Genomic DNA, 26,541 nt, shown 5'->3' with positions numbered 1-26,541 from the left:
CCTTCTTTAATCAGAAAGTTGTGCTATGCAATAATCAATTTCGCGTATCAAAGAATTTATCCTGAGTTTCGTATCTCTCTTGTTTTCGTCGCTGCCTAATAATGAGTTTGCCATTTTTAAGGATTCGTTTTGCTGTTTAAGCGCCGCTATTTCCTCTGCCTGCCTGTTAATGAGCGCAGCCGAATGTGATATTTCGCTTTCCAGTCCTTTCTTAGCTTTATCGGCATGCTCCAGCCTTCGGGCCAGCATATCGAGCTTACTTTCAAGAGAATCAACAATTTCAGACAATCCGCTCATCTCTGCAAATTTCATTACATGATTTTACAAAGTTAAGATTACTTTAATGAGAAACAATAGTTGGGTGTAAAAATCTTAGTTTTTTTTAAATTTCCTGTAATAAATTGCGTGTGGCATAGTTATAAGTTTAAGCTAAAGGCTGCGGTTTTTTTAGTGGTTTTTTATATTTTAGCCCAATGAGATTTTCCTTACTTGCACTATTATTTAGCCTAACGCTTTCGGCGCAAAGCCCTTACCCGCAGGATTACTTCCGTTCTCCAATGGATTTGCCCGTGCATCCGTCGGGCACTTTTGGCGAGCTGCGCACCAATCATTTTCATGCCGGCCTCGATTTCCGTACCAATCAAACCACTGGCCATCCTGTGTATGCTGCTGCAGGCGGGCATGTGTCGCGCATAAAAGTATCCAGCTATGGCTACGGTACGGCGCTTTATATAGACCATCCCAACGGTTTTACAACACTATACGGCCACCTAAGTGCTTACGGCCCAAAAATAGAGGCCTACGTTCGCGCCAAGCAATACGAAAAAAAGTCGTTTGATATAGAGCTGTTCCCTAAACCGGGCGAGCTGGAGGTAGTGCAGGGCGAAGTAGTGGCCTATTCCGGTAACTCAGGCGGCTCTGGCGGACCCCATCTTCACTTTGAATACCGCGATACCAAGACCGAAATGATATTAAACCCACTGCTTTTTGGCCTTAACAAAAAAATGCAGGATACCAAGGCACCCGCCATTCATGGCATTGTGGTGTACCCCTTAAGCGATGATGCCGTGGTAAACGAGTCTAAAAAGCCTATGCTTATTAACCTTAAGCTGCAAAAAGACGGTACTTATATTGCCGATAAGGTGTATGCCAAAGGCAAAATAGGCTTCTCGATAAGCACTACCGATAAATCTACCGGTAGCTCGGGCAACAACGGCATTTTTAAAGTGGAGACGTTTTTTAACGGCAGCCCGCATTTTAGCTATATGTTCGACACCTTTGCGTTCGACGAATCGCGCTACGTAAACAATTTTATAGATTATCCGCGTTATTACAACACGGGCCAGCGTTTCCAGAAGCTGTTTGTAAAAACGCCGTACCCGTTATCGCTGTTAAAGCACACCGGTACCAACGGCCAGTTTACTATTGTAAAAGATACGGTTAAGAACTTCAGGATAGTGGTAAGCGATTTTCATGGCAACAAAACCCTGGTTAACGGCAGTATTGAATACAGCGATAAGCCCGGCACCGTAGCCGACCCTAAACACGTTACGCCTTATTTTGTAAAGGCCGCTAACGATAATAATTATACCAAGAACAATGTGTCGGTTTTTATTCCGGCCAATGCGCTTTACGACGATTTTTATATGGATTTTGATGTTACCGATTCTGTACTGCACCTGCACAATGCCACCGTACCGGTGCACACTGCGGTTACAGTATCTTTTGATGCGGCTAACATACCCAAAGAAAAACTGCCTAAAACCTTTATTGCCGGCTTTACCGATAAGAGAATCTCTTATAACAACACGTACATGGAAGACGGCAAGCTAACTGCCAAGGTAAAAACACTGGGCAATTTTAAACTGGCGATGGATACCACTGCCCCTAAAATTTTTAGCCCAAGCTTTGCCGAAGGTAAATGGCTTACCAAAAACGATACTTTTAGCCTTAAAATTAGCGATGACATGAGTGGTATTGCTACCTTTGATGCATGGCTAAACGGTAAATGGATATTAATGCATTACGATTATAAGACCAGGATTATCTTTCACAATTTTAGTGATGGGGTAGTAGCCGAGGGCCGCAACGATTTAAAAGTTACGGTTACCGATAATGTTGGAAATTCTACTACCTTTGAAACTCATTTTTTTAGAACACAAAATACTGCCGCTGTTGAAAACAATAAATAAGCTTTTAACGTTACTGTTCCTATTATTTTGTACGGTTGCTTTTGCCCAGCAAAATCCCGTTTTATACGGTATTATGATAGACGAAGACAACAAGCCTGTAGAAGGGGTAAGCATTTTTTATGATGGGCCTGCCGGGCGTGTACAGGCCACTACCGATAAAACCGGTTTTTACCAGATAACAATTCCTGCCGATACTCCTGTAACCGTTTGGTTTTCGCACATAAGTTTTAAATTATCGGCTTTTTACTTAGAGATGGGCATGGGCGACAGTTTTGAGTTTAACTCTAAGCTTAACACAAGCGTCGAAGAACTTGGCAACCTTGTAATCAACAAAGATACCGGCCGTAAAGAGGTTGAGGGTATAACCACCATAGAACCGGAAGTTATATTGCGCATGCTGGGGCCTAACCCGGGTGTAGAGAATATCTTAAAATCGTTCGCAGGGGTTAATGCTAATAACGAGCTTAGTACAGGCTATAATGTGCGCGGGGGTAACTTTGATGAGAACCTTGTGTATGTTAACGATATAGAAATTTACCGTCCGTTTTTAATCCGTTCCGGCCAGCAGGAAGGGCTTAGCTTTACCAACAGCGCTATGGTATCTAACGTTGATTTTTCTGCCGGTGGTTTCCAGTCTAAATATGGCGATAAAATGTCATCGGTGCTGGATATTACTTACAGAAAACCAACCCGTTACGGTGCTGCTTTAGAGGCGAGTTTCCTCGGCGGAAGCCTAACCTTAGAGGGTGTTTCTAAAGATAAAAGATGGGGTGCTATTGTAGGTGCCCGTTACCGCGATAACAGCCTGTTGGTTAACAGCCAGGAAACGCAAACCAACTTTAGGCCTACATTTATAGATGTGCAAAGCCTTGTAACCTTTACCCCTAACGAAAAATGGGACTTTAGTTTTCTGGGTAACATTGCACAAAACAAATACCAGTACCAGCCACTTTCAAGGCAAACAAACTTTGGTACCATAAACGACCCTATTGCACTACAAATATTTTACGAAGGCCAGGAAAAAGACGAATACCAAACCTTTTTTGGTGCCTTTACCTCTAAATATAAAGTGTCTAAAAACTTTGCTTTAAAGTTTATCGGATCGGTTTACCACACTCAGGAGCAGGAATATTTTGATATCCTTGCGCAGTATGCCCTTGGCGAGGTAGACAGCAACATAGGGTCGGACACGTTTGGCGATATCCAGTTTGCCCGTGGGGTAGGCTCTCAGCTAAACCATGCCCGTAACGACCTGGATGCCCTTATTGCCAATGCAGAGATTAAAGGCTACCACGATATTGGCGATAATAAAGTAGAGTGGGGTGTAAAATATACCCGCGAGGATATTCGCGACCGCCTTTTAGAGTGGGAGGTTATCGACTCTGCCGGGTTTTCTATCAGGCCACCGGTTATAGATATGGTGCCTAACGATCAGCCTTACACGCCTTACACAGGTCCGCTTGTGCCGTATAATACTATAAGGGCCACTAATTTTGTTACTATAAACCGTTTTTCGGGCTATGCACAATGGAGCCGAAAAGTTACGGTTGGCGAAAGCGAATTATATATGAATGCCGGTGCCCGCGTGCATCAGTGGCAGGTTACAGGCGATGGCCTTGATGGCAAAAGCCAGATAGTGGTTAGCCCACGTGGGCAACTGGCCCTTAAACCGAAATGGGAGCGAACAAATATGCTTTTCCGCCTTTCGGGAGGTTTGTACCAACAGCCGCCGTTTTACCGCGAGCTACGCGATTCGCTTGGCATGGTGCGCCCCAGTGTTAAAGCGCAGCGATCTGTACACATAGTTGCCGGTAACGATTATAGCTTTAAACTTTGGGAAAGGCCGTTTAAGCTGGTTACCGAAGCCTATTATAAAGACATGAATAATGTTAATACCTATACGTTAGAGAATGTGCGTATTCGCTACCGCGCCAATAATGATGCGGTTGCCTATGCTTACGGCCTTGATATGCGTATGAACGGTGAGTTTGTACCGGGTACGGAGTCGTGGATTAGTGTTGGTTACATGAAGACCGAAGAAAATATTAACGGCCGTGGCTACATTGCCCGCCCGACTGACCAAAGGCTTAAAGTGGCGGTGTTGTTCCAGGATTATGTGCCTAACATACCAAGCCTTAAAATGTACCTTAATTTAGTGTACAACACCGGTTTGCCGGGTGGTTCGCCATCGTATGCCGACTCTTATATTTACCAGAGCCGCCTTAACGATTACCGCCGTGCCGATGCCGGTTTCTCGTATGTTTTTGTAGATGGTACCCCGGTTAAAGAAGGCGACAAGCCTAAAGCCAAATGGCTGCAGCCGTTTAAAGAGCTTGCCCTTGGCCTTGAGATATTTAACCTGTTCGATAACCAGAACTCTATTACCAATACATGGGTGCGCGATGTATATACTAAAAGCCAGTACGGTATACCTAACTACTTAACCACGCGTGTTTTCAGCCTTAAGCTTACGGCTAAGATATAATTATTGAAACAAATTGCTTATTTTTGGTATATATCTACTGATGAAAATGAAAAAAGCCGCGATTATAGTCCTTGCCTTTACTGCTGCCTTTATGGTTAGCTGTAAAGAAGAAAAGCCAAAGCCAAAGGTAATTTATGAAGGTGCTAAGGCTGCCGAGGCCAGGCCTAAAAAGGTAGATTCTACCCAGATTAAAATAGCCGACCTGCCCATTTTAATGGAAGGCACTAAGTACTTAATTCACCCGGTGGGCGATATACGCATCTATGATGATAGTAACCGAAGCTATGGTTCCAGCCGTACCAACAGCTCTGTTAGCTATGCTATATCCAACTACAACCGTTTTGAGATTACCGGCTATTTTGAGAACCTTAAATTTCAGCATGTTGATTCTACTGCGCTTAGGCCGTTAACCGACCTGAAGCTGCAAATTCAAACCGCAACCTATCTTAATACCATTGCCGATAAAACCCGCAGGCAAATACTGGTGTACACCCTTGTAGATGCCGATACCAATGCCGATGGCAAGGTAGACAGCAACGATATTAAATCGCTTTACATTAGCGAGATTAATGGCAAACACTTTAAAAAATTATCGGGAGATGTGCAGGAACTGGTAGACTGGACGCTTATTGATGCCCAAAACCGTATTTATTTCCGCACCATCGAAGATATCAACAAAAATGGCGCTTTCGATAAGAACGATGTGGTGCACTACCACTACGCCGACTTACTTGCCGCCGACTGGACTGTTACCGATTATAAACCGGTAGAATAGTTTGCAGTGTTCAGTATTCAGTCGCAGTTTTGCGACATTGTATGTCATTCTGAGCGCAGCGCAGCGGAGTCGAAGAATCTCACTCAAAATTGTTTGGTCATGTAACTGCCTACTGTGACTGAATACTGAACACTAAATCAAGATATCACTCTCCAGGTCTGATTTTTCTATTTTAAAATCAAAGCCCAATTGCTGCATCAGCTGTATTACAAGGTTTTTGTACCAGTTTTCTGATTTTGGGTGAATGTATATCTTCTCGATAAGCTGGTTAATGTCTACGTTGGCTTTAACGCCCTCATTTATGTTTAAATGATGTTCGGTAAGGTCGGATATTATACGTACCTCACGTTCGTACTGAAAGCTTTTGCGCTTAAACAGGAACGGGAAAAACGTATCATTAAAAGGAATATACTCCTTTTTGTAATCAATATATTTTACCTCGCCAATATGCTGGTCGTAGCGGTTTTCGGGGCCAAGTGCCTCCTGTAAACGGCCAATGGTGCTTTGTATGGCCAGGCCCTCGTTGTTTTTGGTAAATATCTGCCACATGGCATAACTCTCGTACTCATTAATATGCCAGCTGCTTATAACCACATTTTTACGGTGCGATTTATAGTAATCTAAAAATTGCCTGTTGTGTTCGGATATTTTTTTGATCTCCTCAAAAGTAGGTTCGCTAAAAGTACCCTCGTACTGGTCTTCAAACTTATCCGATCGCGACATAAACAGTTGCCTGCAAAACAGCAGGTCTAAAAATTTGGAAAGGTCTAAATATTTCCAAACTATGGTATCCGGGTCGGGTATTGTAATCTGGTTGTTGGAAATATACATAGGTTGTTTAAGTTTCAGGAATTAAGATAAATATCTTTTAGGTCTTTAAAATGGTCAATTTTATAATCGGCTTCCGTTGCATTGTGGGCATTGTGCTTATCGTACAAAACCGTAGGGATGCCCAAAGCCTTTGCCGCCGCAATTTCAGATTCCGGGTCGTCTCCCACTACTAAAACTTCATCTGGTTTATATTCAAATCGTTTCAGGATATCGGCAAATACCTCTTTCTTATTGGTAATAAGCGGATTTACAACGTGCACTTCTTTAAAATCGGGAGCAATGCCCATCTGCTTGATTTTGCTGTCCTGCAGGGTTTTAAATCCGGTGGTAACTAAAAAGCGCTCCCCGGGAATGTTTTTAATTTCGGGATAGTCTTCAAACGTGGCAATGGGTTCATCATAAGTAAGATGCTCCTGAATGTCGATGCATTGTTGGGTAAGTTCGGGGCTAAAATTATACTGCTGCGCTACCAGCCTGAACGGCGTGCGCATGGTGCCTTTTTTAATGTCATCTATATAATCCTGATGCCGACCGCTTTGCACAATAGCATTAAAAACAGGGCCGTAAAGCTTTTCGCCAATGGCACTAACAGGGTAAACCGTATTGTCGAGGTCGTAAATAATAGCTTTTTTCGGCATATAAAAATAGTTGGAAGTTTAAAGGTACGCCTAAAAAAAATAGCCGCAAAAAATGCAGCTATTAATCAATTGTTATTTTTATCCAAGTTTGTCTATTGATGATTTTTGCTATAGAAATTTACCACAAAGGCACAAAGCCATATTTTACAATAATCCACAATGTTCACTAAGGTAACTGCTTACAGCAGAAGCTCACAAGGCTTTGTGGCTACTAAATGTTTCAAATAACCGAATAAACAAATCATCAAATTATCATTTATTCAAATGATTGCATCATCACAAGCTTCTTATAAGTGCCTTCCTGGGCAATAAGTTCGTCGTGGGTGCCCTGTTCTACAATGCGGCCTTTTTGCATTACCACAATTTTATCGGCTTTTTGTATGGTAGACAACCTGTGCGCAATAACCACCGATGTACGGTTTTGCATCATGTTATCCAGCGCTTGTTGTACTAATCTTTCACTTTCGGTATCTAAGGCTGATGTAGCCTCATCCAGAATCATGATAGGAGGGTTTTTAAGCACCGCACGGGCAATGCTAAGGCGTTGCTTTTGCCCACCCGAAAGATTATTACCGCCATCGCCAATATTGTAGTCAAGCCCTTCGGAGTGACCCACAACAAATTCGTAGGCATTGGCTACTTTTAGAGCGTCAAATATCTGTTCGTCTGTTGCATCGTGTCGGCCTACAAGCATGTTATTTCGTACAGAATCGTTAAATAAGATGCTGTCCTGCGTTACAAGTCCTATCATCCCTCTAAGCGATTTAAGTTTAATGTCGCGAATATCAATACCATCTATCTTGATGCTGCCCTCCTGAACATCGTAAAAACGTGTAAGCAGGTTGGCAATTGTACTTTTACCGGAACCCGACTGCCCAACAAGGGCTACTGTCTGGCCTTTTGGCACTGATACAGAAAAATCTGTAAGTACATATTTTTCATCTTTATAATAAAAGTTGATATTGTTAATGCTGATACCTTTTTCGAAAGTATCTTTTTCTATGGCCTTAGCATGATCATCAATGGCTACAGGAGCTTCCAGTATTTGTACAATACGTTCTGCCGATGCCGTACCTCGTTTTAGCCCATAACTTGCTTTAGAGATATCTTTAGCAGGCGTAAGGATGTTGTAGGCCATTAAGATATAGCCCAAAAAGAAATCGGCTTCCATACTTTTGTCTTCAAAAACCAGATAACCACCATATACCAATAATACGGCAATAATAACGATGCCTAAAAATTCGCTCATGGGCGATGCCAGGTTCTGGCGGTTTGCCACGGCATTACTATGATCAAACAACCTGTTGCTGGTAATGTTGAATTTTTTACCGAATATTGCCTCTGCAGTAAATGATTTAATGATCTTGAGTCCGCTTATTGTTTCTTCAAGAACAGAAAGTACCTCGCCTTGTTCGCGTTGCAATAGCATTGATTTCTTTTTAAGGCTTTTGCCTATTTTAGAAACTAAAAACCCCGCAATTGGTATAAATATAAAAACAAATAGGGTAAGCTTTAAGCTAAGTGCTGTCATAACCCCAAGCGTAAACAATATGGTTAGTGGCTCTTTAACCACCATTTCCAGGATATTTTGAAGGGAGTTACTTATCTCATTTACATCGGTTGTAAGGCGGGTAATAACATCGCCTTTAGTTGTAGCCGAATAATAAGATGCCGGTAGTTTTACTATCTTGGCATACATGGCCTCTCGAATATCGCGTATTAGGCCGTTTCGTAAATAGGTAATAAAATATACAGCCAGGTAGGTAGTAAGGTTTTTGAGCATAAAAATTATTATGATCAGGCCTATAATGTACATTAATACAGTAAATACACCCTGCTCCAATATCTGGACATACAAGGTATGATTAAGTAAATCCTGAAGGTACGTTTTTAAATCGCCTATGCCATGATAAACAGGTTGGTGTATTATTGGCTTGGTATTTTCGAATATTACATTTAATACCGGTATTACGGCTATTAACGAAAGGGTACTGAAAAACGCGCTTAGCACGTTAAAAAATATATTTAAAAAAATATACTTTTTATAAGGCAGTGCTAAGCGCGCTATTTTTTTATAATCACTCATTAATTAGTTCAGGTTCATTTCCTGTATAATGTTCTTAATTTTTTGGTCTAATGATGCCTCTACTTCTTTAAAGTTCTTAACATCATCAAGCTTATCGTTTACACTAAAGTAAAATTTAATTTTAGGCTCTGTACCGCTTGGGCGGGCGCAAATTTTAGTACCATCTTCAAGATAGTAAATAAGCACGTCTGATTTTGGCAGCGTAAGTGCTTCCTCCTCATCGGTAAGCAGGTTTTTGGCTGTAGACGATTGGTAATCTTCTACCATAAGCACACGCTGGCCGTTAATTTCTTTAAGCGGGTTTTCGCGCAGGCTAATCATCATCTGCTTAATTTCGGCAGCACCTTCTATACCTTTTTTGGTGATAGAGATAAGGTACTCTTTATAGAAACCGTATTTAACGTACAGTTTTAAAAGCTCCTGGTACAGCGAGCTTGCCTTAGCCTTGGCCTGTGCAGCAATTTCGCAAAGCAGCAGGGTAGATGTAATAGCATCTTTATCTCTAACAGCGTCGCCTACCATGTAGCCAAAGCTCTCTTCGCCACCGCCAATAAACTCCTGCTCAGGAAAATCCACGATCATTTTAGCGATCCATTTAAAGCCGGTAAGACCCACTTTGCACTCTATGCCATAGGCACTTGCCAGTTCCTGCATCATTGGGGTAGATACAATAGTCGAGCCAATAAACTGTTTACCATCAAGTTTGCCTTGTTTTTGCCACTCGTTAAGCAAAAACTCTGTCATAAGTATCATGGTCTGGTTACCGTTAAGCAACGTCATAATACCGTTACCGTTACGAACGGCCACACCAAGGCGGTCGGCATCCGGGTCGGTACCAATAACCACATCGGCATCAATATCGTCTGCCTGTGCAATTGCCATAGAAAGTGCTTCAGGCTCTTCCGGGTTTGGCGATTTTACCGTTGGGAAGTTACCGTTAGGTACAGCCTGCTCTGCCACAATGTGCACATTGCTGTAGCCTGCATCTTCTAAAAGATCCGGGATAAGTTTAACCGATGTACCGTGCAGGGGCGTGTAAACAATTTTAAGGTCGGTTTTAGCTTCTGCAGGCGTATTGAACGATGCATTAATTAAAGACGACTTTATAAAGGCTACATCTATATCGTGGCCAATAATTTCTATAAGGGCCTCGTTAGCTTCAAATTTAATAGCGCTGTATTCTAAGGCTTCAATAACATCTATAAGGGCTTTATCGTGCGGGGGTACAAGCTGGCCGCCATCTTCCCAATATACTTTGTAACCGTTATATTCTGGCGGGTTGTGCGATGCTGTAAGTACTATACCAGCCTGGCATTTAAGCTCTTTAACGGCAAAAGAAAGCTCTGGCGTTGGTCGAAGCTCTTCGAATAAAAATACTTTAATACCGTTGGCAGAAAATACATCGGCTACCACTTTGCTAAGCACATCGCTGTTATTACGGCAATCGTAAGCTATGGCAACCCTTATTTCCTGGTTAGGAAAGTTGGTATGCAAATAATCAGACAAGCCTTGTGTAGCCTTGCCTAAAGTATATTTGTTAATACGGTTAGAACCCGGGCCCATAATACCTCTCATACCGCCGGTACCAAACTCAAGGTTGCGGTAAAAGCTGTCTTCCAGTTCTTTGGGAGAAGAAGTCATCATGTCTTTTATGGCAGCCTGCGTTTCGCTGTCAAAAACCGGGGTAAGCCATACGTTTACTTTGTCGAGGATAGATTTTTCAATTTCCATGGATGAGGTTTTATTAATTTCTTTTTGGTTGGATTAAATTTATAAAGTTTCGCTGACTTTGTAGCGCTCTTCGTTGTTTTTTGTACGAAGGATGATCTCGCCTAAAAAGCCGGCTAAAAATAGCTGTGTTCCAATTATCATGGTAGCCAGTGCAATGTAAAACCAGGGGTTATCTGTAATTAAAATAGCCCTTTCGTGCATGTATAGTTTATACAGCTTGTTTATACCTATATATACGGCCGATGATAAGCCTATTAAAAACATAAGCACGCCCAGTGCCCCAAAAAGGTGCATGGGCCTTTTGCCAAAACGCGACAAAAACCAAATGGTAATAAGGTCCAGGAAACCGTTTATAAAACGCTCCATGCCAAATTTGGTTGTGCCGTATTTACGTGCCTGGTGTATAACCACTTTTTCGCCAATTTTGGCAAAACCGGCATTTTTGGCCAGTACGGGTATGTATCGGTGCATTTCTCCGCTAACTTCAATATTTTTTACTACCTTTTGTTTGTATGCCTTTAAGCCGCAGTTAAAATCGTGCAGCTTAACGCCCGATGTTTTTCTGGCAGCCCAGTTAAACAATTTAGACGGCATGTTTTTAGAAAGTATAGAGTCGTAACGTTTTTTCTTCCAGCCCGATACAAGGTCGAGCCCACCGGTGGTTACCATACTGTACAGGCCCGGAATTTCTTCGGGGCTGTCCTGCAAATCGGCATCCATGGTAATAATAACATCGCCCTGTGCCCTTGCAAAACCGGCATGCAGCGCTTGCGATTTACCGTAATTTTTAAAAAACTTAATGCCTTTTACATTAGGGTCTATGCTGCCAAGCTGCTGTATAATGGGCCAGGAATCGTCGGTACTGCCATCATCAATAAAAATAACCTCATAGCTGTAGCTATGCTGGGTCATTACCTTTACGATCCACTGGTGAAGTTCTTTAAGCGATTCTTCTTCGTTAAGAAGGGGTATAACTATAGATAAGTTCATGTATTAAAATGCCCCCGGGTTTTCTTTTTTAACAATAGCACCTACAATCAGGGAGTAAACAAGGCCTAAAAAAGCATAAAATAATATGGTGAATGGAAAAGCAACATAAGGCTTCATAAAGATCTCTGCCATTTGTATTCCAATTTTTAATTCTTCGGCACTCATATTAGGGTTGCTAACAAGCATTGCCTGTTTCATTTTATCCAGCATATCTGCCTGAAATTCTGGTAAAATAAGGTTGAAGATAATATTAAATACAGCAAAAATTAAGGCTCCTATAACTACAGTACAAACACCTGTTTTTAAAGATTCGCCAAAAGTTATGTAGCCACCAGATGCCTTTTTAAAATAATTACAGGCCAATATTATAAATATAACAGGCAATATAAGGTTGTTAAGCAGGCTGTTGGCTATGCCAAACCATTTGTTGTCTTGCGGCTCTATGTCTAATACATAGGCTAATACAAATTCTAAAATCATAATTACTCCAAAAATTACCCCATAATTAACAGCGGCTTTTGCAGGAGTTATAGGTTTTAAAGTAGAGATGTTCTCATTCATGGTTGTTTTGTTATATTGGTTTTAAGAAGCAAATATACTAAATCCGTACGTATGTGCTGTTAAAAAAGTGTTGTGGTTGTGCCGAAAAAAAGCAGGCGGAATATTTGATATTAAAAAAATAGTTGTAATTTTGCAGCCTGATTTAAAAAAGATTATAAACAAAAAGCTGTAAGGCGTTTACACCTTCAACACAAGAAGCCGCAAAACGGGCTGCAGCCAAACAATAAAAATTTACAAGATGAAAAAAGGTACACACCCGGAAAATTACAGATTAGTTGCTTTTAAAGACATGTCTAACGAAGATGTTTTTATTACTAAATCTACAGCTGACACAAGAGAAACAATTGTACACGACGGAGTTGAATATCCGGTAGTGAAAATGGAGATCTCAAGAACTTCTCACCCTTTTTACACAGGTAAATCTAAACTTATCGATACTGCAGGACGTATTGACAAGTTCAAAAACAAATATGCTAAATTTAGCAAAGAAACTAAGACTACAGAAGAGTAATTACTTCTTTAAACTTATACAAAGCCTTTCGGGAAACCGGAGGGCTTTTTTTGTTTAAGTTTCAAAGTAACAGAGTGACAGAGTTGCAAAGTAACAGAGTAACAAAGTTTCAAAGTAGCAAAGTAGCAGAGTTACAGAGTGGTAATATAACCGTTTAGTCTTTGCAACTCTGTAACTCTGCTACTTTGCTACTTTGGAACTATCCAAACTAAGTAACTAAGCCCCTTAGAAACTAAGAACCTTTTTACTAACTTTGGCACTTTGTAACTCTGCAACTCATAAAAAAAATGAACTACATTCTTTTTGATGGCCCTGTGCGCAATGCCCTGCTGCCGTTTACCTTTACCCGCCCCGTAGCCGATATTCGCATAGGTATACTTACTATTCGCGAAAAATGGGAAAAATACCTGGGCTATACCACCACTACGGTTACCGAAGAGTATCTTACAGAGAAATTTCCGATGGTAGAGATGGAGAAGAATGTGCTTATTAACGCGGCCTACCTGCCTAACGAGGTGCTTGCCGAAATGGTTATGGCGCTTGAAGAGAACCAGGCTATTTTTAGTGGCGACGAAGTTATTGCCTTTTATACTACAGAAAACCAGGAAGAGGTTGATTTTGATACGTACGATATTATAGAATACAGCGAAGACGGACTTAAAATTGAGCACGTGTGGGACATCTTTAAAAAGAACGATGCCGCCCTGCGCGAAGATTTTGAGTTGCTTACAGAGGGTCGCACATCGCAACCCATACCAACCAGCGTTAACACCATTAGCCCCGAAAATATTTTTATAGAAGAAGGTGCTAAGCTGGAGTTTGTTACCCTTAACGCTTCAACCGGGCCTATATATATAGGTAAGGATGCCGAAATAATGGAGAACTCTGTTATTCGTGGCCCGTTTGCCTTGTGCGAGGGTGCCCAGGTAAAACTGGCTACTAAAGTATATGGCGCTACCACGGTGGGCCCTTTTAGCAGGATTGGGGGCGAGGTTAGCAACTCGGTACTATTTGGTTATTCTAATAAAGGGCACGATGGCTTTTTAGGCAATGCCGTGCTTGGCGAATGGTGCAACCTGGGTGCCGATACCAACAACTCCAACCTTAAAAACAATTACGAAGAGGTTAAGCTCTGGAGCTACGAAAAAAGTAGCTTTGTAAAAACAGGGCTTCAGTTTTGTGGCCTTATGATGGGCGACCACAGCAAAAGCGGCATCAACACTATGTTTAATACCGGTACGGTAGTAGGGGTTTGCGCCAATATTTTTGGCAGTGGCTTCCCGCGCAATTTTGTGCCCAGCTTTTCATGGGGTGGGGCATCGGGCATGATGACCTACGATGTTAAAAAGGCTTTTGAAACCGCCCGTATTGTTATGGCACGCCGCGATATTGAATTTACAGCGCAGGATGAGGCTATTCTTTTAGAGGTGTACCAACAAACAGAAAAACTTAGAAACATATAATAGCAACCTACCGTTGCAATAAAATACTACATGGCAGGGCAAAGACAAACTAAACCTAAATTTGGCATTGCCACACTATTGCTCTTACTGGTACTGGCGGTTTACTACAACTACGGTGTTAAAAACGAGCCTAAAGCAAAGCCGCCCACAGAGCGCAAAGCTACAAAGGCTAAGAGAGCCAAAAAAGCTAAAGAGCCATCAGAGCTGCGCTACCTTACTACTTTTACGGGCAAGGTTACAGGTATTAAAGATGGCGATACGTTTGAGGTTTTATATGACAACCAGCCCGAGCGCGTGCGCCTTGCCGAAATTGACTGCCCCGAAAAATCGCAGGCTTTTGGCAAGAATGCCCGGCAATATGCGTCAGACCTTTGCTTTGGCAAGATTGTTACGGTAACTTCTACCGGCAAGCGCGATCGTTATAACCGTATTGTGGGCACTGTTGTAACGCAAAACGGTACCAATGTTAACGAGGCTTTATTAAAAGCCGGACTGGCATGGCACTATAAGCAATATTCTAAAAACGCAGGGTTAACGGTTTTTGAAGAAGAAGCCCGCCAGAGCCATCTTGGCCTATGGGCCGATAAAAACCCTGTAGCCCCGTGGGAATGGCGCAAACAAAAAAGGAATAAAAGCAGGAAAAAGTTTTAAAACCGGCATTTTATGGAACGGTATATGCTGTGTATTTTGTGCAGCATTTTTTACAAATGTATGTTGCCTATCTATAAATTAATAAGACAGTAGTATTTGTACTGTTAAAGTAAAATTATTGCACTTTTTTTATAGCTTTGCCTTTGTAAGTTTTTTATAGTCAGTTATTTGCTTAGATGTTGTGAATTTGTTGGTATAATTTAGACTAATTACTATTTAACTTAAAAATGCACCTGGGCAGATTGATTTTAGAAAATGATAATTAAATTTGCATAGCCTTTTTAAACAGGTTAATTGAATTGTAAAGCCGCACCTTATGAAATACATGCTTATATTATGGTTATTAGCTTTTACCCCGCTAATTCAGGACGGTTACGATTTTGAATATAAAACATCATCGGTAGAAATTTACCTTAAGGGATGGGCAAAGAAAAATTCATCTGAAGAAGGTGGCTATGTTTACTACAAGTATGCTGCATTAAAGGATAAAGACAGAAATGTAGAAGTTTTTGATATTCCGTCTGAGCAAAAAGATAAGTTTATGGCTCTTTTTAAAACCCAGTATAAAGAATGGAATACTGCTTATTGCGCCTATAAAAAGAGCAAACATGCCAATGATAAAATTGCATTGATAAAGGTTATTATAAAACACGAAGAAGCCTTTAGAAAACTATTAACCGATGCACAAAAAAAGAAATACCTTACTTATAACCCCGATAGAGGGTTAGACCATAACCTTGCTTTTAAAAGGCATTTTATGAATGATGCACAGCTTGCCTATTATAAAAGGCAGATAGTGATGTAAGCAATGCTTCAATAATAACTAAAAAGCGGTAGCGAATTCCAGGATTCGCTACCGCTTTTTAGTTCATCAATTTCTGTAAAAAATTAGTCGTCTATCCTTAAAAATTTACCACTGTTATCAAACTCCAGCTCTAAATCGTTGGTAAACTCCAGTTTATAGCCCCAGTGTTTTTTCTCAATTTTTTCTACCAGCAGGCCTTTGTAATGGGCAGCATTGTAATCGGCTATGGCTTTGGGTAGTACTGTTGCCGGCATAGTGCTTCGGTTAGCATCTACTTCTTTCCAGTTACCTTTTTCGTCAAATTCCACTTCGGCACCGCCTGTAAATTTAAGCTCGTATTCGGTTTCGGTAAAATCTTTATCTTTTATAATGTATGATGTTGCCTGGTTAGGAAAGTTAGCCTTTACAAAACTTTGTGCAGCAGCAGGCAGTTCGGCTAAAGTAATAGTGGTTTTTTGTGCAGTACAGGCAAAACTTAGTATAGAAGCTACGCCCAGTAAGAGTGTTTTTTGTAATCCGAATTTAGTTGTCATGATTTCTTTGTTTTTAAATTATAGTACAAGTTTATTACCACAATCTGGAAACAAATGGGAATATAAAAAACTTTTTATTTTTTTGTGGGGAAGGTAATAGTAAACGCATGGTTGCCGTTAAAGCTATAGTTTACAGCCAGTTTGTAGCTGTTGGCAATAGACCATACAATAGAAAGCCCCAACCCGGTAGACTGCTCGTTGGTAGAACTTCTGTAAAAACGGTCAAAAACCTTTCTTTCGTCCAATGGGGCATTGGCACCCGTATTTTGTACCGAAAGGCTATTTTGGTTAATAACAATATTTACCACACCACCGGCATGGTTGTGCACCAGTGCATTTTTAAGCAGGTTGGTAACCAGCGTAAGGGCAAGCCCTTTATTCATATTAAAGCTCAAATCGCCCTGCGCTACAACATTAATTTTAATCTCGCGAAATTCTGCCAGGTCTTCAAAATCTTCGGCAAGCTGTGTAATCAGGGTATTAAAGTTTACAGCATCTTCATCGGCATACTGCCTGTTCTCTATTTTAGACAGCAGCAGTAACGATTTATTAAGGCGTACTAAACGGTTTAGCGTATCACTAACCTTGCCAATTTCCATCATCTGCTCGTCGGGCAGGTTATTGTTTTCTGCAAAAAGTTCCAGTTTATTAAGGCTTATGGCAAGCGGGGTTTGCAGCTCGTGCGATGCATTTTCTATAAACTGTTTCTGGCTGGAGTAAATAGCCTCGCTTCGCTTAAGCAAATCTTCCAGTTCGTTGCCCAGCACTTTAAATTCAGACACGGGTGAATCCGGCGCTGTAAAATTTCTTCCCGTACCCAGTTTGTAGCTTTTAAGGTTGCCCAGCAATTCGTAAAACGATTTCCAGACCTTGCGCAAAATATAGCGGTTAAGCAGCGCAATGCTAATAACCAGCATTATATAAAGTGCCACAAGGGCGGTAAGCAGGTCTTCCAGCAGTTCATCTTCCTCTACCATGCTGGCGCGAATGGTAAGCTTGTAAGGGTTGCCCTGCGGGTCGTTAAAAACCGTTTCTAACAGGCGTATGGGCTCATCATCATCGTCATACTCCATAAACTCGAAGGTACTGGTAAACTTATCCGAAAAATCGTAAGTGCCCTTTGGCAACGGCTGTATCTTAAACTGGTTGATGCCAAACTCGGGTGTATTAAACAATTCCGGATGGGCATAAGCCTCGCGCTCAATAAGTATCTTGGAGTTTTTTAGGCCATCGTCTATATTGTCGTACACCTCATCTAAAATAACGGCATAAAACAAGCCTGCCCATACCGCAATAATAACCAGCAGGGCTACAATAAGGTAGCGCAGGGTATAATATTGTAGCGAAACGCTTTTTTTAGATGGTTGTATGCTGCTCATTTTTAAGATGTAGTTAATTTATAGCCCATGCCATACACTGCCTGTATATCGGCTTCGGCACCGGCATCTTTCATTTTTTTGCGAAGGTTTTTTATCTGAGAATACACAAAATCGAGGTTATCGGCCTGGTCGATGTAATCGCCCCAGACCGATTCGGCCAACGCGGTTTTGTTAACCAGCCTGTTAGGGTTTATCATAAAATAATACAACAGGTCAAATTCTTTGCGGTTAAGTGTCAGGTCGGTGCCATTAACAGTTACCGATCGCAGTTCCGGCGAAAGCTTTATATTTTCGAGGGTAACAAAGGTATCGCCATCATGGCTCTTGCGCCGTATGGCCGATTTAATACGGGCATGCAGTTCGGCCAGGTGAAAAGGTTTGGCCAGGTAATCATCAGCACCCAGGTCCAGTCCTTCCACTTTATCATCTACACTGTCTTTAGCCGAAATAATAATCACAGCCTCCTTTTTTTGCAGCTGCTTTAGCTCGCGTACCAGGTTAAGGCCGCTGCCGTTGGGCAGCATTATATCTATCAGGATACAATCGTAATCATAACTGCCAATTTTTTCCAGGCCGGTTATGTAGTCGTGTGCAGTTTCTACAATGTATTTTTCTTTTTCTAACGACTCCCTTATAACCTCCCTAAGGCCCTGCTCATCTTCTACGATAAGAATTTTCATGCTTCTGTTTTTATGCGTATACCAAATATACCAATTAACGCAGCAAGGAACGATTACATTCTGGAAAGATTTGGGAATTTCCGTCGTTTTTTTCGACACGAATTACATCAATTTTAACGAATTTAATTTGTGAAAATTGGTGTAATTCGTGGCAAAATCAATTTTTTTTAACCCGTTTTAAAATCAACGAATTCAATGGGTTTATGCCTAATCCGGTAACATTGTTGCGTGTAAAACGGGCGGCCTTATCATAAAATAACGGAATAACCGGCGCCTCCTGCATAACCAGCTCATCCATTTTTTTGTATAGTTCCTGGCGTTTTTTATCATCGGTCTCTAAAAAAGCCTGCTCGTAAAAGAGGTCGAATTCGGCATTCTTAAAATGCGTATAATTAGGCCCGCCCGGCGAAAAATTCTTGCTGTAAAAAAGCGAAAGGTAGTTTTCGGCATCGGGATAATCGGCAATCCAGGTAGCTTTAAAAAACGACGATTTACCGGTAGAAATAGACTGCGTAAGCGTGGTAGGCGGGTTAACATCTACCTCTACATTCAGCCCGATTTTTTGCCACTCGCGTTGCAGGTATTCGGCAATATCAAGGTACGATGCCGTAGTGCTCATTTGTATTTTTGGGTTGTTGTTGCCCGTTTGCTTTTTATATTCGGCCACCAGTTCGCGGGCTTTGGCAGGGTTAAAAGTATAACCTGTAGCGCCAGATCCTGCAAGCCCGTTGGGTATCATTCCGTTTACGGCACCCGTACCCATGTTGTTTCTCAAAAACAGTATCATCTTATTACGGTCAAAACCATAATTAAGTGCCTGGCGTATGCGTTTGTCTTTAACCGGGGCATCGGCACCATCCAGGCGAAAGCCCATATACTCGGTATTTAAATAAGGCCCGGTAATCATTTTTACGCTGTTGCGATACTTAGGTGCCAATTCGCCTTTTGGCGTAAGAATTTCATCTTTATACGATGGGTCAAGACCCGAAACAAAATCCAGCTTGCCCTGTACAAACTGCAAAAAGCCGCTTTGCTTATCGGGCAAAAAGGTAATGGCAACAGCTTCAAGGTAGGGTAGTTGCACGCCTTTATCGTCACGCTCATAGTACAATGGATTTTTACGCAGCACCAGCTTTACATTCTCTTCCCAGATTTTAAACTGAAAAGGGCCAGTGCCAATGGGCGCCGACCTAAAGTCGTACCCCGGTTTATCAAATGCCTCATGCGGCACTACCGATGCGTATTTCATGGTAAGCAATCCTAAAAAGGCAGGAAAGGTTTTATTGAGCTGTATCTGGAAAACCGTATCGTTAACGGCTTTAAAGCTTTCTACATTTTGCAGTATCCAACGGCCGGGCGCGGCAACCTTCTCGTCTAAAAGTCGGTTAAGGCTATAGGTAAAGTCGGCAGCGGTAACCGTGCGGGTACTATCGGCACCAAAAAGGCTGCTTTTATGAAAACGCACATCCTTCCTCAGTACAAACGTATAGGTTTTACCATCAGCAGAGAGTGTCCACGATTTAGCAATATCAGGCTTAATATTAAGGCTATCGTCTAACTGTACCAAGCCGTTATACAGTTGGTTACATACCCATATCGAAGGTCGGATCTTGGCAAATGCAGGGTCTAATGAGTTTACCGCAGCATTTTCGTTATAACGAAAAACAAGGTTGTCGTTAGTTTCAATGTTATTTTTTCCGCATGCTGCAAATAATAACAAAAAGGCTATAAAAGATAAATATTTAAAAATTTGACGCATGTACTAACTATAATATAACGTTTGGTGGTTTTTGGCTACTTTAAAAATGAATATTATTTATAATTAATCTGTATTAGCTGCATTAAATGGCTTGTTTTCGGCTTTTTAGCTTTTAAAGTAATGTAGTATTAACAAATTATATATAAATTTTTCATAATTTAACCGCCCGCTTTTATAAGCATGTTTATGGGGCGGCAACAAGCCATAAAGATATTGTATTTGGCGTAAATGTAATGTAGCAATGAAAAATTTAATGGAGAACGAACAGAAAGGGCTTTACAACCCCGACCATGAGCACGATGCCTGCGGTATAGGTTTTGTAGCCAGTATAAACGGACGAAAAATGCATCAGCACATTGCCGATGCCCTAACTATATTAGAGAATTTAGAGCACCGGGGCGCATGTGGCTGCGAAGACAACACGGGCGACGGAGCGGGTATATCGTTCCAGGTGCCGCACGGCTTTTTTGTAAGCGAATGCGTTAAGCTGGGCATCAAACTGCCCGAAGCCGGGCAGTATGGGGTAGGTATGGTTTTCTTTCCTAAAGACGAACATCTTATAGAAGATTGCAAAGACCTGTTTGCCGCTGCCGCAGAACAGCTGGGCCTTGAGGTTATGGGCTACCGACAGGTACCTGTAAACCGCGATGGCATTGGAGATACTGCCTTGAGCGTAGAACCCCACATTGAGCAGGTTTTTATACGCAGGCCGCTTAACCTTAAAACGGATATTGAGTTTGAACGCAAGCTTTTTGTGCTTCGCAACTATGCATCGCACACTATAAACAGTACCATCCGTAAAACAGAGACGGGCTTTTATATTGCATCGCTGTCGGCGGCTACCATAATATATAAGGGGCAGCTAACCAGCAGCCAGGTGCGCCACTATTTCCCGGATCTTCAAAACAAGATACTTACAAGCGCTTATGCTTTGGTGCATTCGCGCTTTGCAACCAATACCTTCCCCTCATGGGCACTGGCACAGCCGTTTAGGTACATTGCCCACAATGGCGAAATAAACACGCTGCAGGGCAACCTTAACTGGCTGCGCACAAACGAAAAGAATTTTGCATCGCCACACTTTACTAAAGAGGATTTTAACATGCTCCTGCCATTGGTGCCGGGCAAACAGTCTGACTCTGCCAGTTTAGATAATATGGTTGAGATGCTGATGCTTAGCGGCCGATCGTTACCCCACGTATTAATGATGCTGATTCCCGAGGCATGGGATGAGAATGAGGCGTTAGACCCGCTACAAAAGGCATTTTACGAATACCACTCCTGCCTAATGGAGCCGTGGGATGGACCCGCTGCCGTTTGCTTTAGCGATGGTAAAATGATTGGTGCTACGTTAGACCGTAATGGCCTGAGGCCTATCCGTTACAGTATAACAGCCGATGGGCGCATTATTATGGCATCCGAAACCGGTGTGCTTGGCCTGCACGCATCAGAAGTAGTTAAGAAAGGAAGGCTTCGTCCCGGTAAAATGCTGGTGGTAGATTTAGAAAAAGGCGAGATCTTGTTTAACGATCCGCTTAAAAAGAACATCTGCCTGCAACAGCCGTATGATGAGTGGCTGGAGAAATACAAAATTACCATGGGCAAAATTGCCGAGCCGCGTGTAACCTTTACGCCGCTGGCACACCCGCAGGTTTTTAGGTACCAAAAGGCTTTTGGTTACACTACAGAGGCTATAGAAGATATTGTTATGCCTATGGCACTTACCGGTAAAGAACCCGTTGGCTCCATGGGTACAGATACCCCTTTGGCCGTGCTAAGCAAAGAGCCGCAGCATTTAACAAGCTATTTTAAGCAATTGTTTGCCCAGGTTACCAATCCGCCAATCGACCCGATACGCGAAAAACTGGTAATGTCGCTGGCAAGTTTTGCAGGCACAAGCGGCAATATTTTAGAAGAAGACCCAATGGCGGCGCATACCATAGTATTGCGCCATCCCATATTAGATAATTATTATTTAGAGAAGATACGCAGTATCGATACCGGAACCTTTCAGAGTAAAACCATACAATGCTATTTTAGGGCCGATGGCAGTGCCGATGCGCTTAAAAAAGCGCTGGACCGTATCTGCCGTTATGCTGTAGATGCTGTGGAAGACGGTTACCGAATGATCATCTTGCAGGACAGGGCTATAGATTCCCGCCATGCACCTATACCGTCGTTACTGTCGGCTGCGGCAGTGCACCACCACCTTATCCGTAAAGGTTTAAGGGGCGAGGTGGGCATTATTGTAGAGGCCGGCGATGTTTGGGAGGTGCAGCATGCGGCCTGCCTTATTGCGTATGGGGCTACGGCCATCAATCCGTACATGGCGTTTGCTACCATCCGCGACCGCGTTGCCGAAGGCTTGTGCGATACTACCGTACCGTTTGAAGACCTTCGCGAAAATTATATTGCAGCCATGAACGGCGGCCTGTTAAAGGTATTCTCTAAAATGGGAATCTCAACATTCCAGTCGTACCAGGGTGCGCAAATTTTTGAGATTTTAGGACTGAGTTCAGAAGTAGTCAGCCAGTATTTTACAGGATCGACATCAAACATAGAAGGCCTTGGGCTTGATGATATTGCCGAAGAGGCGCTTATTAAGCACCGCTTTGCCTTTAGCAACAAGCAAATTCCGGCCGACAGGCTACCTGTGGGAGGCGAGCTGCAATGGAAACGTAAAGGAGAGTTTCACCTTTTCAATCCACAAACCATTCACTTGTTGCAGTTGTCTACACGTACCGATGATTATTCGCTATTCAAAAAATACTCAAAACTTGTTAACGAGCAGGGCGAAAAAGCCTGTACGCTCCGCAGCCTTCTAACCTTCGATAAAAAGCAGAAATCCATCTCTATTGATGAGGTAGAGCCTGCCGAGAACATATACAGGCGTTTTTCTACGGGGGCTATGAGTTTTGGCTCTATTTCGTGGGAGGCGCACACTACGCTTGCGCTTGCCATGAACAAACTGGGTGCTAAAAGCAACACCGGCGAGGGTGGCGAAGACGAAGCCCGCTACGAAATTGCCGAAGACGGCAGCAGCATGCGTAGTGCCATTAAGCAGGTGGCCAGCGGCCGTTTTGGCGTAACCAGCCGTTACCTTACCGAGGCTACAGAGCTTCAGATAAAAATGGCGCAGGGTGCCAAACCGGGAGAGGGCGGGCAGCTGCCCGGCGAAAAAGTAGACGAGTGGATTGGCCGTACACGCCACGCCACGCCGGGGGTGGGGTTAATTTCGCCACCGCCGCACCACGATATTTATTCTATCGAAGATTTGGCACAGCTTATATTCGACCTTAAAAATGCCAATCGCGAAGCCCGCATCAGCGTTAAGCTGGTAAGCAAGGCCGGGGTGGGTACTATAGCATCGGGGGTTACAAAGGCTAAGGCCGATGTAGTTTTGGTGTCGGGTTTTGATGGGGGCACGGGGGCATCGCCGCTTAGCTCTATTAAGCATGCCGGGCTTCCGTGGGAGTTAGGCTTGGCCGAAACGCACCAGACCCTTATGAAAAATAAACTGCGCAGCCGTGTGGTTGTACAGGCCGATGGGCAAATGAAAACCGGCCGCGATATTGCTATTGCCGCCCTTTTAGGTGCCGAAGAATGGGGCGTTGCCACCGCAGCACTTGTTGTAGAGGGCTGCGTGCTAATGCGCAAATGCCACTTAAATACCTGCCCAGTAGGTGTTGCCACGCAGGATAAAGAACTGCGCAGCCGCTTTACCGGCGAGGTAGACCATGTGGTTAACCTCTTTAAATTTATTACCGAGGAGCTTCGCGAAATTATGGCCGAACTGGGCTTTAGGACTATCGACGAAATGATAGGGCAAAGCGATAACCTGAAACAAAGGGAAGATATCGAATTCTGGAAACATAAAAATATCGACCTGTCGCGTATTCTGTACAAAGAGCCTAACCCGGATAATATTAGCCTGTACTGTACCGAAAAGCAGGATCATGGCCTTGAAGATATATTGGACTGGCAACTGTTGGAAGCAGCACAGCCCGCCCTTAAAAATGGCGAAAGGGTAGCGGCTTCCTTTAAAATAAAAAATACCCGCAGGGCAGTGGGTACTTTGCTTAGTAACGAAATTTCTAAACAATTTAAGAGCGAAGGCCTGCCCCACGACACGCTTAACTTTCAGTTTTACGGGGCAGCGGGCCAGAGTTTCGGTGCCTTTGCTGCCAAAGGCTTAACCATGCGCGTAGAAGGCGATGCCAACGATTATTTTGGCAAGGGCCTTAGCGGTGCCAAGCTGATTATTTGCCCCCCGCCCAATGCAGGCTTTACACCCGAGGCTAACAGCGTTGTGGGCAACGTGGTGCTGTACGGTGCTACCAGTGGCGAGGCTTATATTTATGGCCGTGCCGGCGAGCGTTTTGCGGTGCGCAACAGTGGCGCTAAGGTGGTGGTAGAGGGTATTGGCGACCACGGTTGCGAGTACATGACCGGCGGAAGGGTAGTGGTACTGGGCAAAATTGGGCGCAACTTTGGCGCGGGTATGAGTGGTGGTATTGCCTATGTTTACGATGTGTACAAGGATTTTGCCGACCGCTGCAACCCAGAGATGATTGACCTGGAGCAATGCAATGAAGCCGACCGCGATGAGCTGTTTGCCATGCTGCAAAAACATCTGGAATATACGGGCAGTGCCACGGCCAATTTTATTTTAAAAGATTTTGATAACCAACTGGGCAGCTTTGTAAAAGTTTTCCCTAAAGACTATAAAAAGGCGCTGCTTAAGCAGGAAGAAGCCGGTAAAGTGGTTAAATAATTATAAGAGCGAGCATGATGAAGCAGGATAAAATAACAGGATTTAAGCAATACGAACGCGAGCTGCCGGCGGTTGAGCCTGTAGCCAAAAGGATAAAACATTATAGCGAGTTTACGCATGCCTACCCACCGGAGAAACTGCATCAGCAGTCAGCGCGATGTATGGATTGCGGTGTGCCGTTTTGCCATAGCGGCTGCCCGTTAGGCAATGTTATACCAGAATTTAACGACGCTGTTTTTAACGAGCAGTGGGCAGAGGCGTACGAAATTTTAGCATCTACCAATAACTTTCCGGAATTTACCGGCAGGATATGCCCGGCCCCGTGCGAGTCGGCTTGTGTGTTGAATATCAACCGCCCCGCTGTAGCCATAGAGGCTATCGAGAAACATATTATAGAGATCGCTTTTCAGCAGGGATTGGTTAAGCCGTTTTTGCCCGAAGACCGTACCGGTAAAAAGGTAGCCGTTGTGGGCAGTGGGCCTGCGGGCATGGCTGCCGCCGAGCAGTTAAATGCTGCCGGGCACTGGGTTACTATTTACGAAAAAGACGATGCCGCAGGTGGTTTACTGCGCTACGGCATACCCGATTTTAAACTGGAAAAAAGCGTTATAGACAGGCGTGTTGCCCTTATGGAGCAATCGGGTATTGTGTTTAAATACCATGCCCATGTGGGTATTAATGTGTTTTTAAGCGATATTTTGCACGAGTACGATGCTGTGGTTATGGCTGGTGGTGCTATGGTGCCACGCGACCTTGCGTTGCCGGGGCGTGAGCTTAAGGGTATTCATTACGCAATGGATTTTTTAAAGCAGCAAAACAAGCGTGTGGCTAAAAAAGACCCGTTGGCTTTTGCCGAAATAGAAAGCAATATTATTGAGCAGGAAGTTACCGCCAAAGGAAAAGATGTTGTTATTGTGGGTAGTGGCGATACCGGATCGGATTGTATGGGTACGAGCATTCGCCAGGGGGCTAAATCAGTCACACAGCTGGCATTAATGTTTCAGCCGGGAACTAACAGGCCGATGCATACGCCGTGGCCGCAGTATCCGTCCATTCACCGTACATCGTCGTCTCAGGAAGAGGGTGCCGAGCGCCTTTTTGCCACCGTTACCAAAGAGTTTATTGGCGATGGTAACGGCAACCTGGCCGCACTCAGGGTAGCCGACCTGCAATGGGAGTTTGCCCCCAACGGTAAGGCTATAGGCTCGACCGAAAGGGAGGGTTCTGAGCGTATTATTCCGTGCGACCTGGCGCTTATTGCTATTGGTTTTTCTAAACCGGAGCAATTGCTGTTAGACCGTTATGATATTGATAAGGATACCCGCGGCAACATTTTGGCCGATGAGGTTACCTATAAAACTTCGTACCCAAAAATATTTGCCTGTGGCGATATGCGCAGGGGCCAGAGCCTCGTGGTTTGGGCTATTAGCGAAGGCCGCGAATGTGCCCGTAACGTTGATGCGTTTTTGAGCAAGCAAACATCGGTACTGGAAAACAGGGATGCGAGTTTAGAGACGGAAGCTTTTGGTGCTTTTTAATATAGCAATGGATTAATTATTTAATGTAGCAATTTCAATGCAATGATAAATTAATTTATTAATGTAGCAATTGTTGGAACGCGGATAAAGCGGATTTACGAGCGCGGATTTTTATTTGCACATACATCAACCTGCAAGGTTTCTAAAACCTTGTAGGTT

At 43.2% G+C, this 26,541-nt stretch carries 20 protein-coding genes; 9 read left to right on the top strand and 11 right to left on the bottom strand.

Translation table 11 applies throughout. The features are described 5' to 3' along the window. Nucleotides 1-6: 6 nt before the first annotated feature. A complete protein-coding gene (locus G509_RS0119535; protein WP_394363563.1) occupies nucleotides 7-312 on the bottom strand; it encodes a hypothetical protein in 306 nt (101 codons plus the stop codon). Nucleotides 313-473: 161 nt separating this feature from the next. Between G509_RS0119535 and G509_RS0119525 the strand changes: the two genes are divergently transcribed. The 3 genes from G509_RS0119525 to G509_RS0119515 are packed head-to-tail and all read left to right on the top strand — an operon-like array spanning nucleotide 474 to nucleotide 5,452. After that, nucleotides 474-2,192 (top strand): M23 family metallopeptidase, encoded by a 1,719-nt coding sequence (locus G509_RS0119525; RefSeq protein ID WP_026993077.1) that lies wholly within the window; start codon nucleotides 474-476, stop codon nucleotides 2,190-2,192. Continuing rightward, entirely contained in the window at nucleotides 2,176-4,677 is a 2,502-nt protein-coding gene (locus G509_RS0119520) for a TonB-dependent receptor (RefSeq protein WP_026993076.1), read from the top strand. The genes G509_RS0119525 and G509_RS0119520 overlap by 17 nt, the downstream gene beginning before the upstream one ends. Nucleotides 4,678-4,723: 46 nt before the next feature. Then, entirely contained in the window at nucleotides 4,724-5,452 is a 729-nt protein-coding gene (locus G509_RS0119515; protein ID WP_035739353.1) for a hypothetical protein, read from the top strand. Nucleotides 5,453-5,584: 132 nt separating this feature from the next. On the opposite strand, the gene G509_RS0119510 is transcribed toward G509_RS0119515, so the two are convergent. The 6 genes from G509_RS0119510 to G509_RS0119485 all read right to left on the bottom strand — a co-directional run bounded on the left by G509_RS0119510 (nucleotide 5,585) and on the right by G509_RS0119485 (nucleotide 12,289). Further along, a complete protein-coding gene (locus G509_RS0119510; RefSeq protein WP_026993074.1) occupies nucleotides 5,585-6,283 on the bottom strand; it encodes a hypothetical protein in 699 nt (232 codons plus the stop codon). Nucleotides 6,284-6,297: 14 nt separating this feature from the next. Next, nucleotides 6,298-6,921, bottom strand: a complete 624-nt coding sequence (locus G509_RS0119505) for an HAD family hydrolase (RefSeq protein WP_026993073.1) — start codon at nucleotides 6,919-6,921, stop codon at nucleotides 6,298-6,300. Nucleotides 6,922-7,177: 256 nt separating this feature from the next. Further along, nucleotides 7,178-9,007 carry an ABC transporter ATP-binding protein gene (locus tag G509_RS0119500; RefSeq protein ID WP_026993072.1) on the bottom strand — a complete coding sequence of 610 codons (1,830 nt, stop codon included), beginning with the start codon at nucleotides 9,005-9,007 and terminating at the stop codon, nucleotides 7,178-7,180. 3 nt (nucleotides 9,008-9,010) lie between these two features. Further along, nucleotides 9,011-10,738, bottom strand: coding sequence for a phospho-sugar mutase (locus tag G509_RS0119495; RefSeq protein WP_026993071.1), 1,728 nt, complete (start codon nucleotides 10,736-10,738; stop codon nucleotides 9,011-9,013). A gap of 39 nt (nucleotides 10,739-10,777) precedes the next feature. After that, on the bottom strand, nucleotides 10,778-11,728 hold the full coding sequence (locus tag G509_RS0119490) for a glycosyltransferase family 2 protein (protein ID WP_026993070.1): 951 nt from the start codon (nucleotides 11,726-11,728) through the stop codon (nucleotides 10,778-10,780). Nucleotides 11,729-11,731: 3 nt separating this feature from the next. Beyond that, on the bottom strand, nucleotides 11,732-12,289 hold the full coding sequence (locus tag G509_RS0119485; RefSeq protein ID WP_026993069.1) for a DUF4199 domain-containing protein: 558 nt from the start codon (nucleotides 12,287-12,289) through the stop codon (nucleotides 11,732-11,734). A 238-nt stretch (nucleotides 12,290-12,527) separates the two neighbouring features. Between G509_RS0119485 and G509_RS0119480 the strand changes: the two genes are divergently transcribed. The 4 genes from G509_RS0119480 to G509_RS0119465 all read left to right on the top strand — a co-directional run bounded on the left by G509_RS0119480 (nucleotide 12,528) and on the right by G509_RS0119465 (nucleotide 15,719). Continuing rightward, on the top strand, nucleotides 12,528-12,800 hold the full coding sequence (locus G509_RS0119480; protein ID WP_026993068.1) for a type B 50S ribosomal protein L31: 273 nt from the start codon (nucleotides 12,528-12,530) through the stop codon (nucleotides 12,798-12,800). A gap of 287 nt (nucleotides 12,801-13,087) precedes the next feature. After that, on the top strand, nucleotides 13,088-14,263 hold the full coding sequence (locus G509_RS0119475) for a GlmU family protein (RefSeq protein ID WP_026993067.1): 1,176 nt from the start codon (nucleotides 13,088-13,090) through the stop codon (nucleotides 14,261-14,263). 30 nt (nucleotides 14,264-14,293) lie between these two features. Then, on the top strand, nucleotides 14,294-14,914 hold the full coding sequence (locus G509_RS22585) for a thermonuclease family protein (protein ID WP_081663352.1): 621 nt from the start codon (nucleotides 14,294-14,296) through the stop codon (nucleotides 14,912-14,914). Between the two features lie 316 nt (nucleotides 14,915-15,230). Beyond that, a complete protein-coding gene (locus G509_RS0119465) occupies nucleotides 15,231-15,719 on the top strand; it encodes a hypothetical protein (protein WP_026993066.1) in 489 nt (162 codons plus the stop codon). 83 nt (nucleotides 15,720-15,802) lie between these two features. Here the strand turns inward: G509_RS0119465 and G509_RS0119460 are convergent, their stop codons facing one another. From G509_RS0119460 to G509_RS0119445, 4 genes are all read right to left on the bottom strand, one after another. Further along, the gene (locus tag G509_RS0119460; RefSeq protein WP_026993065.1) at nucleotides 15,803-16,252 is read right to left on the bottom strand and encodes a PepSY-like domain-containing protein; all 450 of its coding nucleotides are present in this window, start codon (nucleotides 16,250-16,252) and stop codon (nucleotides 15,803-15,805) included. Nucleotides 16,253-16,326: 74 nt separating this feature from the next. Then, complete coding sequence (locus tag G509_RS0119455; protein WP_026993064.1) at nucleotides 16,327-17,631, bottom strand: sensor histidine kinase; 1,305 nt, start codon at nucleotides 17,629-17,631, stop codon at nucleotides 16,327-16,329. Nucleotides 17,632-17,633: 2 nt separating this feature from the next. Further along, nucleotides 17,634-18,311, bottom strand: coding sequence for a response regulator transcription factor (locus G509_RS0119450; RefSeq protein ID WP_026993063.1), 678 nt, complete (start codon nucleotides 18,309-18,311; stop codon nucleotides 17,634-17,636). A 157-nt stretch (nucleotides 18,312-18,468) separates the two neighbouring features. Next, nucleotides 18,469-20,070 (bottom strand): ABC transporter substrate-binding protein, encoded by a 1,602-nt coding sequence (locus tag G509_RS0119445; protein ID WP_026993062.1) that lies wholly within the window; start codon nucleotides 20,068-20,070, stop codon nucleotides 18,469-18,471. A gap of 241 nt (nucleotides 20,071-20,311) precedes the next feature. On the opposite strand from G509_RS0119445, the gene gltB reads away from it, so the two are divergent. Together gltB and G509_RS0119435 are read left to right on the top strand one after the other, a co-directional pair. After that, complete coding sequence (gene gltB / locus G509_RS0119440; protein ID WP_026993061.1) at nucleotides 20,312-24,844, top strand: glutamate synthase large subunit; 4,533 nt, start codon at nucleotides 20,312-20,314, stop codon at nucleotides 24,842-24,844. 17 nt (nucleotides 24,845-24,861) lie between these two features. Beyond that, on the top strand, nucleotides 24,862-26,382 hold the full coding sequence (locus G509_RS0119435) for a glutamate synthase subunit beta (RefSeq protein WP_026993060.1): 1,521 nt from the start codon (nucleotides 24,862-24,864) through the stop codon (nucleotides 26,380-26,382). Nucleotides 26,383-26,541: the final 159 nt, after the last annotated feature.

Source organism: Flavobacterium subsaxonicum WB 4.1-42 = DSM 21790 (assembly GCF_000422725.1).
Classification (GTDB): domain Bacteria; phylum Bacteroidota; class Bacteroidia; order Flavobacteriales; family Flavobacteriaceae; genus Flavobacterium; species Flavobacterium subsaxonicum.
The sequence above is the reverse complement of the archived record's forward strand: the minus strand, read 5'-3'. Positions and strand labels throughout refer to the sequence as shown.

Excerpts from the sequence above, each read along its gene's own strand:
- G509_RS0119535 (WP_394363563.1), bottom strand. The coding sequence starts at position 312 with ATGAAATTTGCAGAGATGAGCGGATTGTCTGAAATTGTTGATTCTCTT.
- G509_RS0119525 (WP_026993077.1), top strand. The coding sequence starts at position 474 with ATGAGATTTTCCTTACTTGCACTATTATTTAGCCTAACGCTTTCGGCG.
- G509_RS0119515 (WP_035739353.1), top strand. The coding sequence starts at position 4,724 with ATGAAAAAAGCCGCGATTATAGTCCTTGCCTTTACTGCTGCCTTTATG.
- G509_RS0119510 (WP_026993074.1), bottom strand. The coding sequence starts at position 6,283 with ATGTATATTTCCAACAACCAGATTACAATACCCGACCCGGATACCATA.
- G509_RS0119505 (WP_026993073.1), bottom strand. The coding sequence starts at position 6,921 with ATGCCGAAAAAAGCTATTATTTACGACCTCGACAATACGGTTTACCCT.
- G509_RS0119500 (WP_026993072.1), bottom strand. The coding sequence starts at position 9,007 with ATGAGTGATTATAAAAAAATAGCGCGCTTAGCACTGCCTTATAAAAAG.
- G509_RS0119495 (WP_026993071.1), bottom strand. The coding sequence starts at position 10,738 with ATGGAAATTGAAAAATCTATCCTCGACAAAGTAAACGTATGGCTTACC.
- G509_RS0119490 (WP_026993070.1), bottom strand. The coding sequence starts at position 11,728 with ATGAACTTATCTATAGTTATACCCCTTCTTAACGAAGAAGAATCGCTT.
- G509_RS0119485 (WP_026993069.1), bottom strand. The coding sequence starts at position 12,289 with ATGAATGAGAACATCTCTACTTTAAAACCTATAACTCCTGCAAAAGCC.
- G509_RS0119480 (WP_026993068.1), top strand. The coding sequence starts at position 12,528 with ATGAAAAAAGGTACACACCCGGAAAATTACAGATTAGTTGCTTTTAAA.
- G509_RS0119475 (WP_026993067.1), top strand. The coding sequence starts at position 13,088 with ATGAACTACATTCTTTTTGATGGCCCTGTGCGCAATGCCCTGCTGCCG.
- G509_RS22585 (WP_081663352.1), top strand. The coding sequence starts at position 14,294 with ATGGCAGGGCAAAGACAAACTAAACCTAAATTTGGCATTGCCACACTA.
- G509_RS0119465 (WP_026993066.1), top strand. The coding sequence starts at position 15,231 with ATGAAATACATGCTTATATTATGGTTATTAGCTTTTACCCCGCTAATT.
- G509_RS0119460 (WP_026993065.1), bottom strand. The coding sequence starts at position 16,252 with ATGACAACTAAATTCGGATTACAAAAAACACTCTTACTGGGCGTAGCT.
- G509_RS0119455 (WP_026993064.1), bottom strand. The coding sequence starts at position 17,631 with ATGAGCAGCATACAACCATCTAAAAAAAGCGTTTCGCTACAATATTAT.
- G509_RS0119450 (WP_026993063.1), bottom strand. The coding sequence starts at position 18,311 with ATGAAAATTCTTATCGTAGAAGATGAGCAGGGCCTTAGGGAGGTTATA.
- G509_RS0119445 (WP_026993062.1), bottom strand. The coding sequence starts at position 20,070 with ATGCGTCAAATTTTTAAATATTTATCTTTTATAGCCTTTTTGTTATTA.
- gltB (WP_026993061.1), top strand. The coding sequence starts at position 20,312 with ATGAAAAATTTAATGGAGAACGAACAGAAAGGGCTTTACAACCCCGAC.
- G509_RS0119435 (WP_026993060.1), top strand. The coding sequence starts at position 24,862 with ATGAAGCAGGATAAAATAACAGGATTTAAGCAATACGAACGCGAGCTG.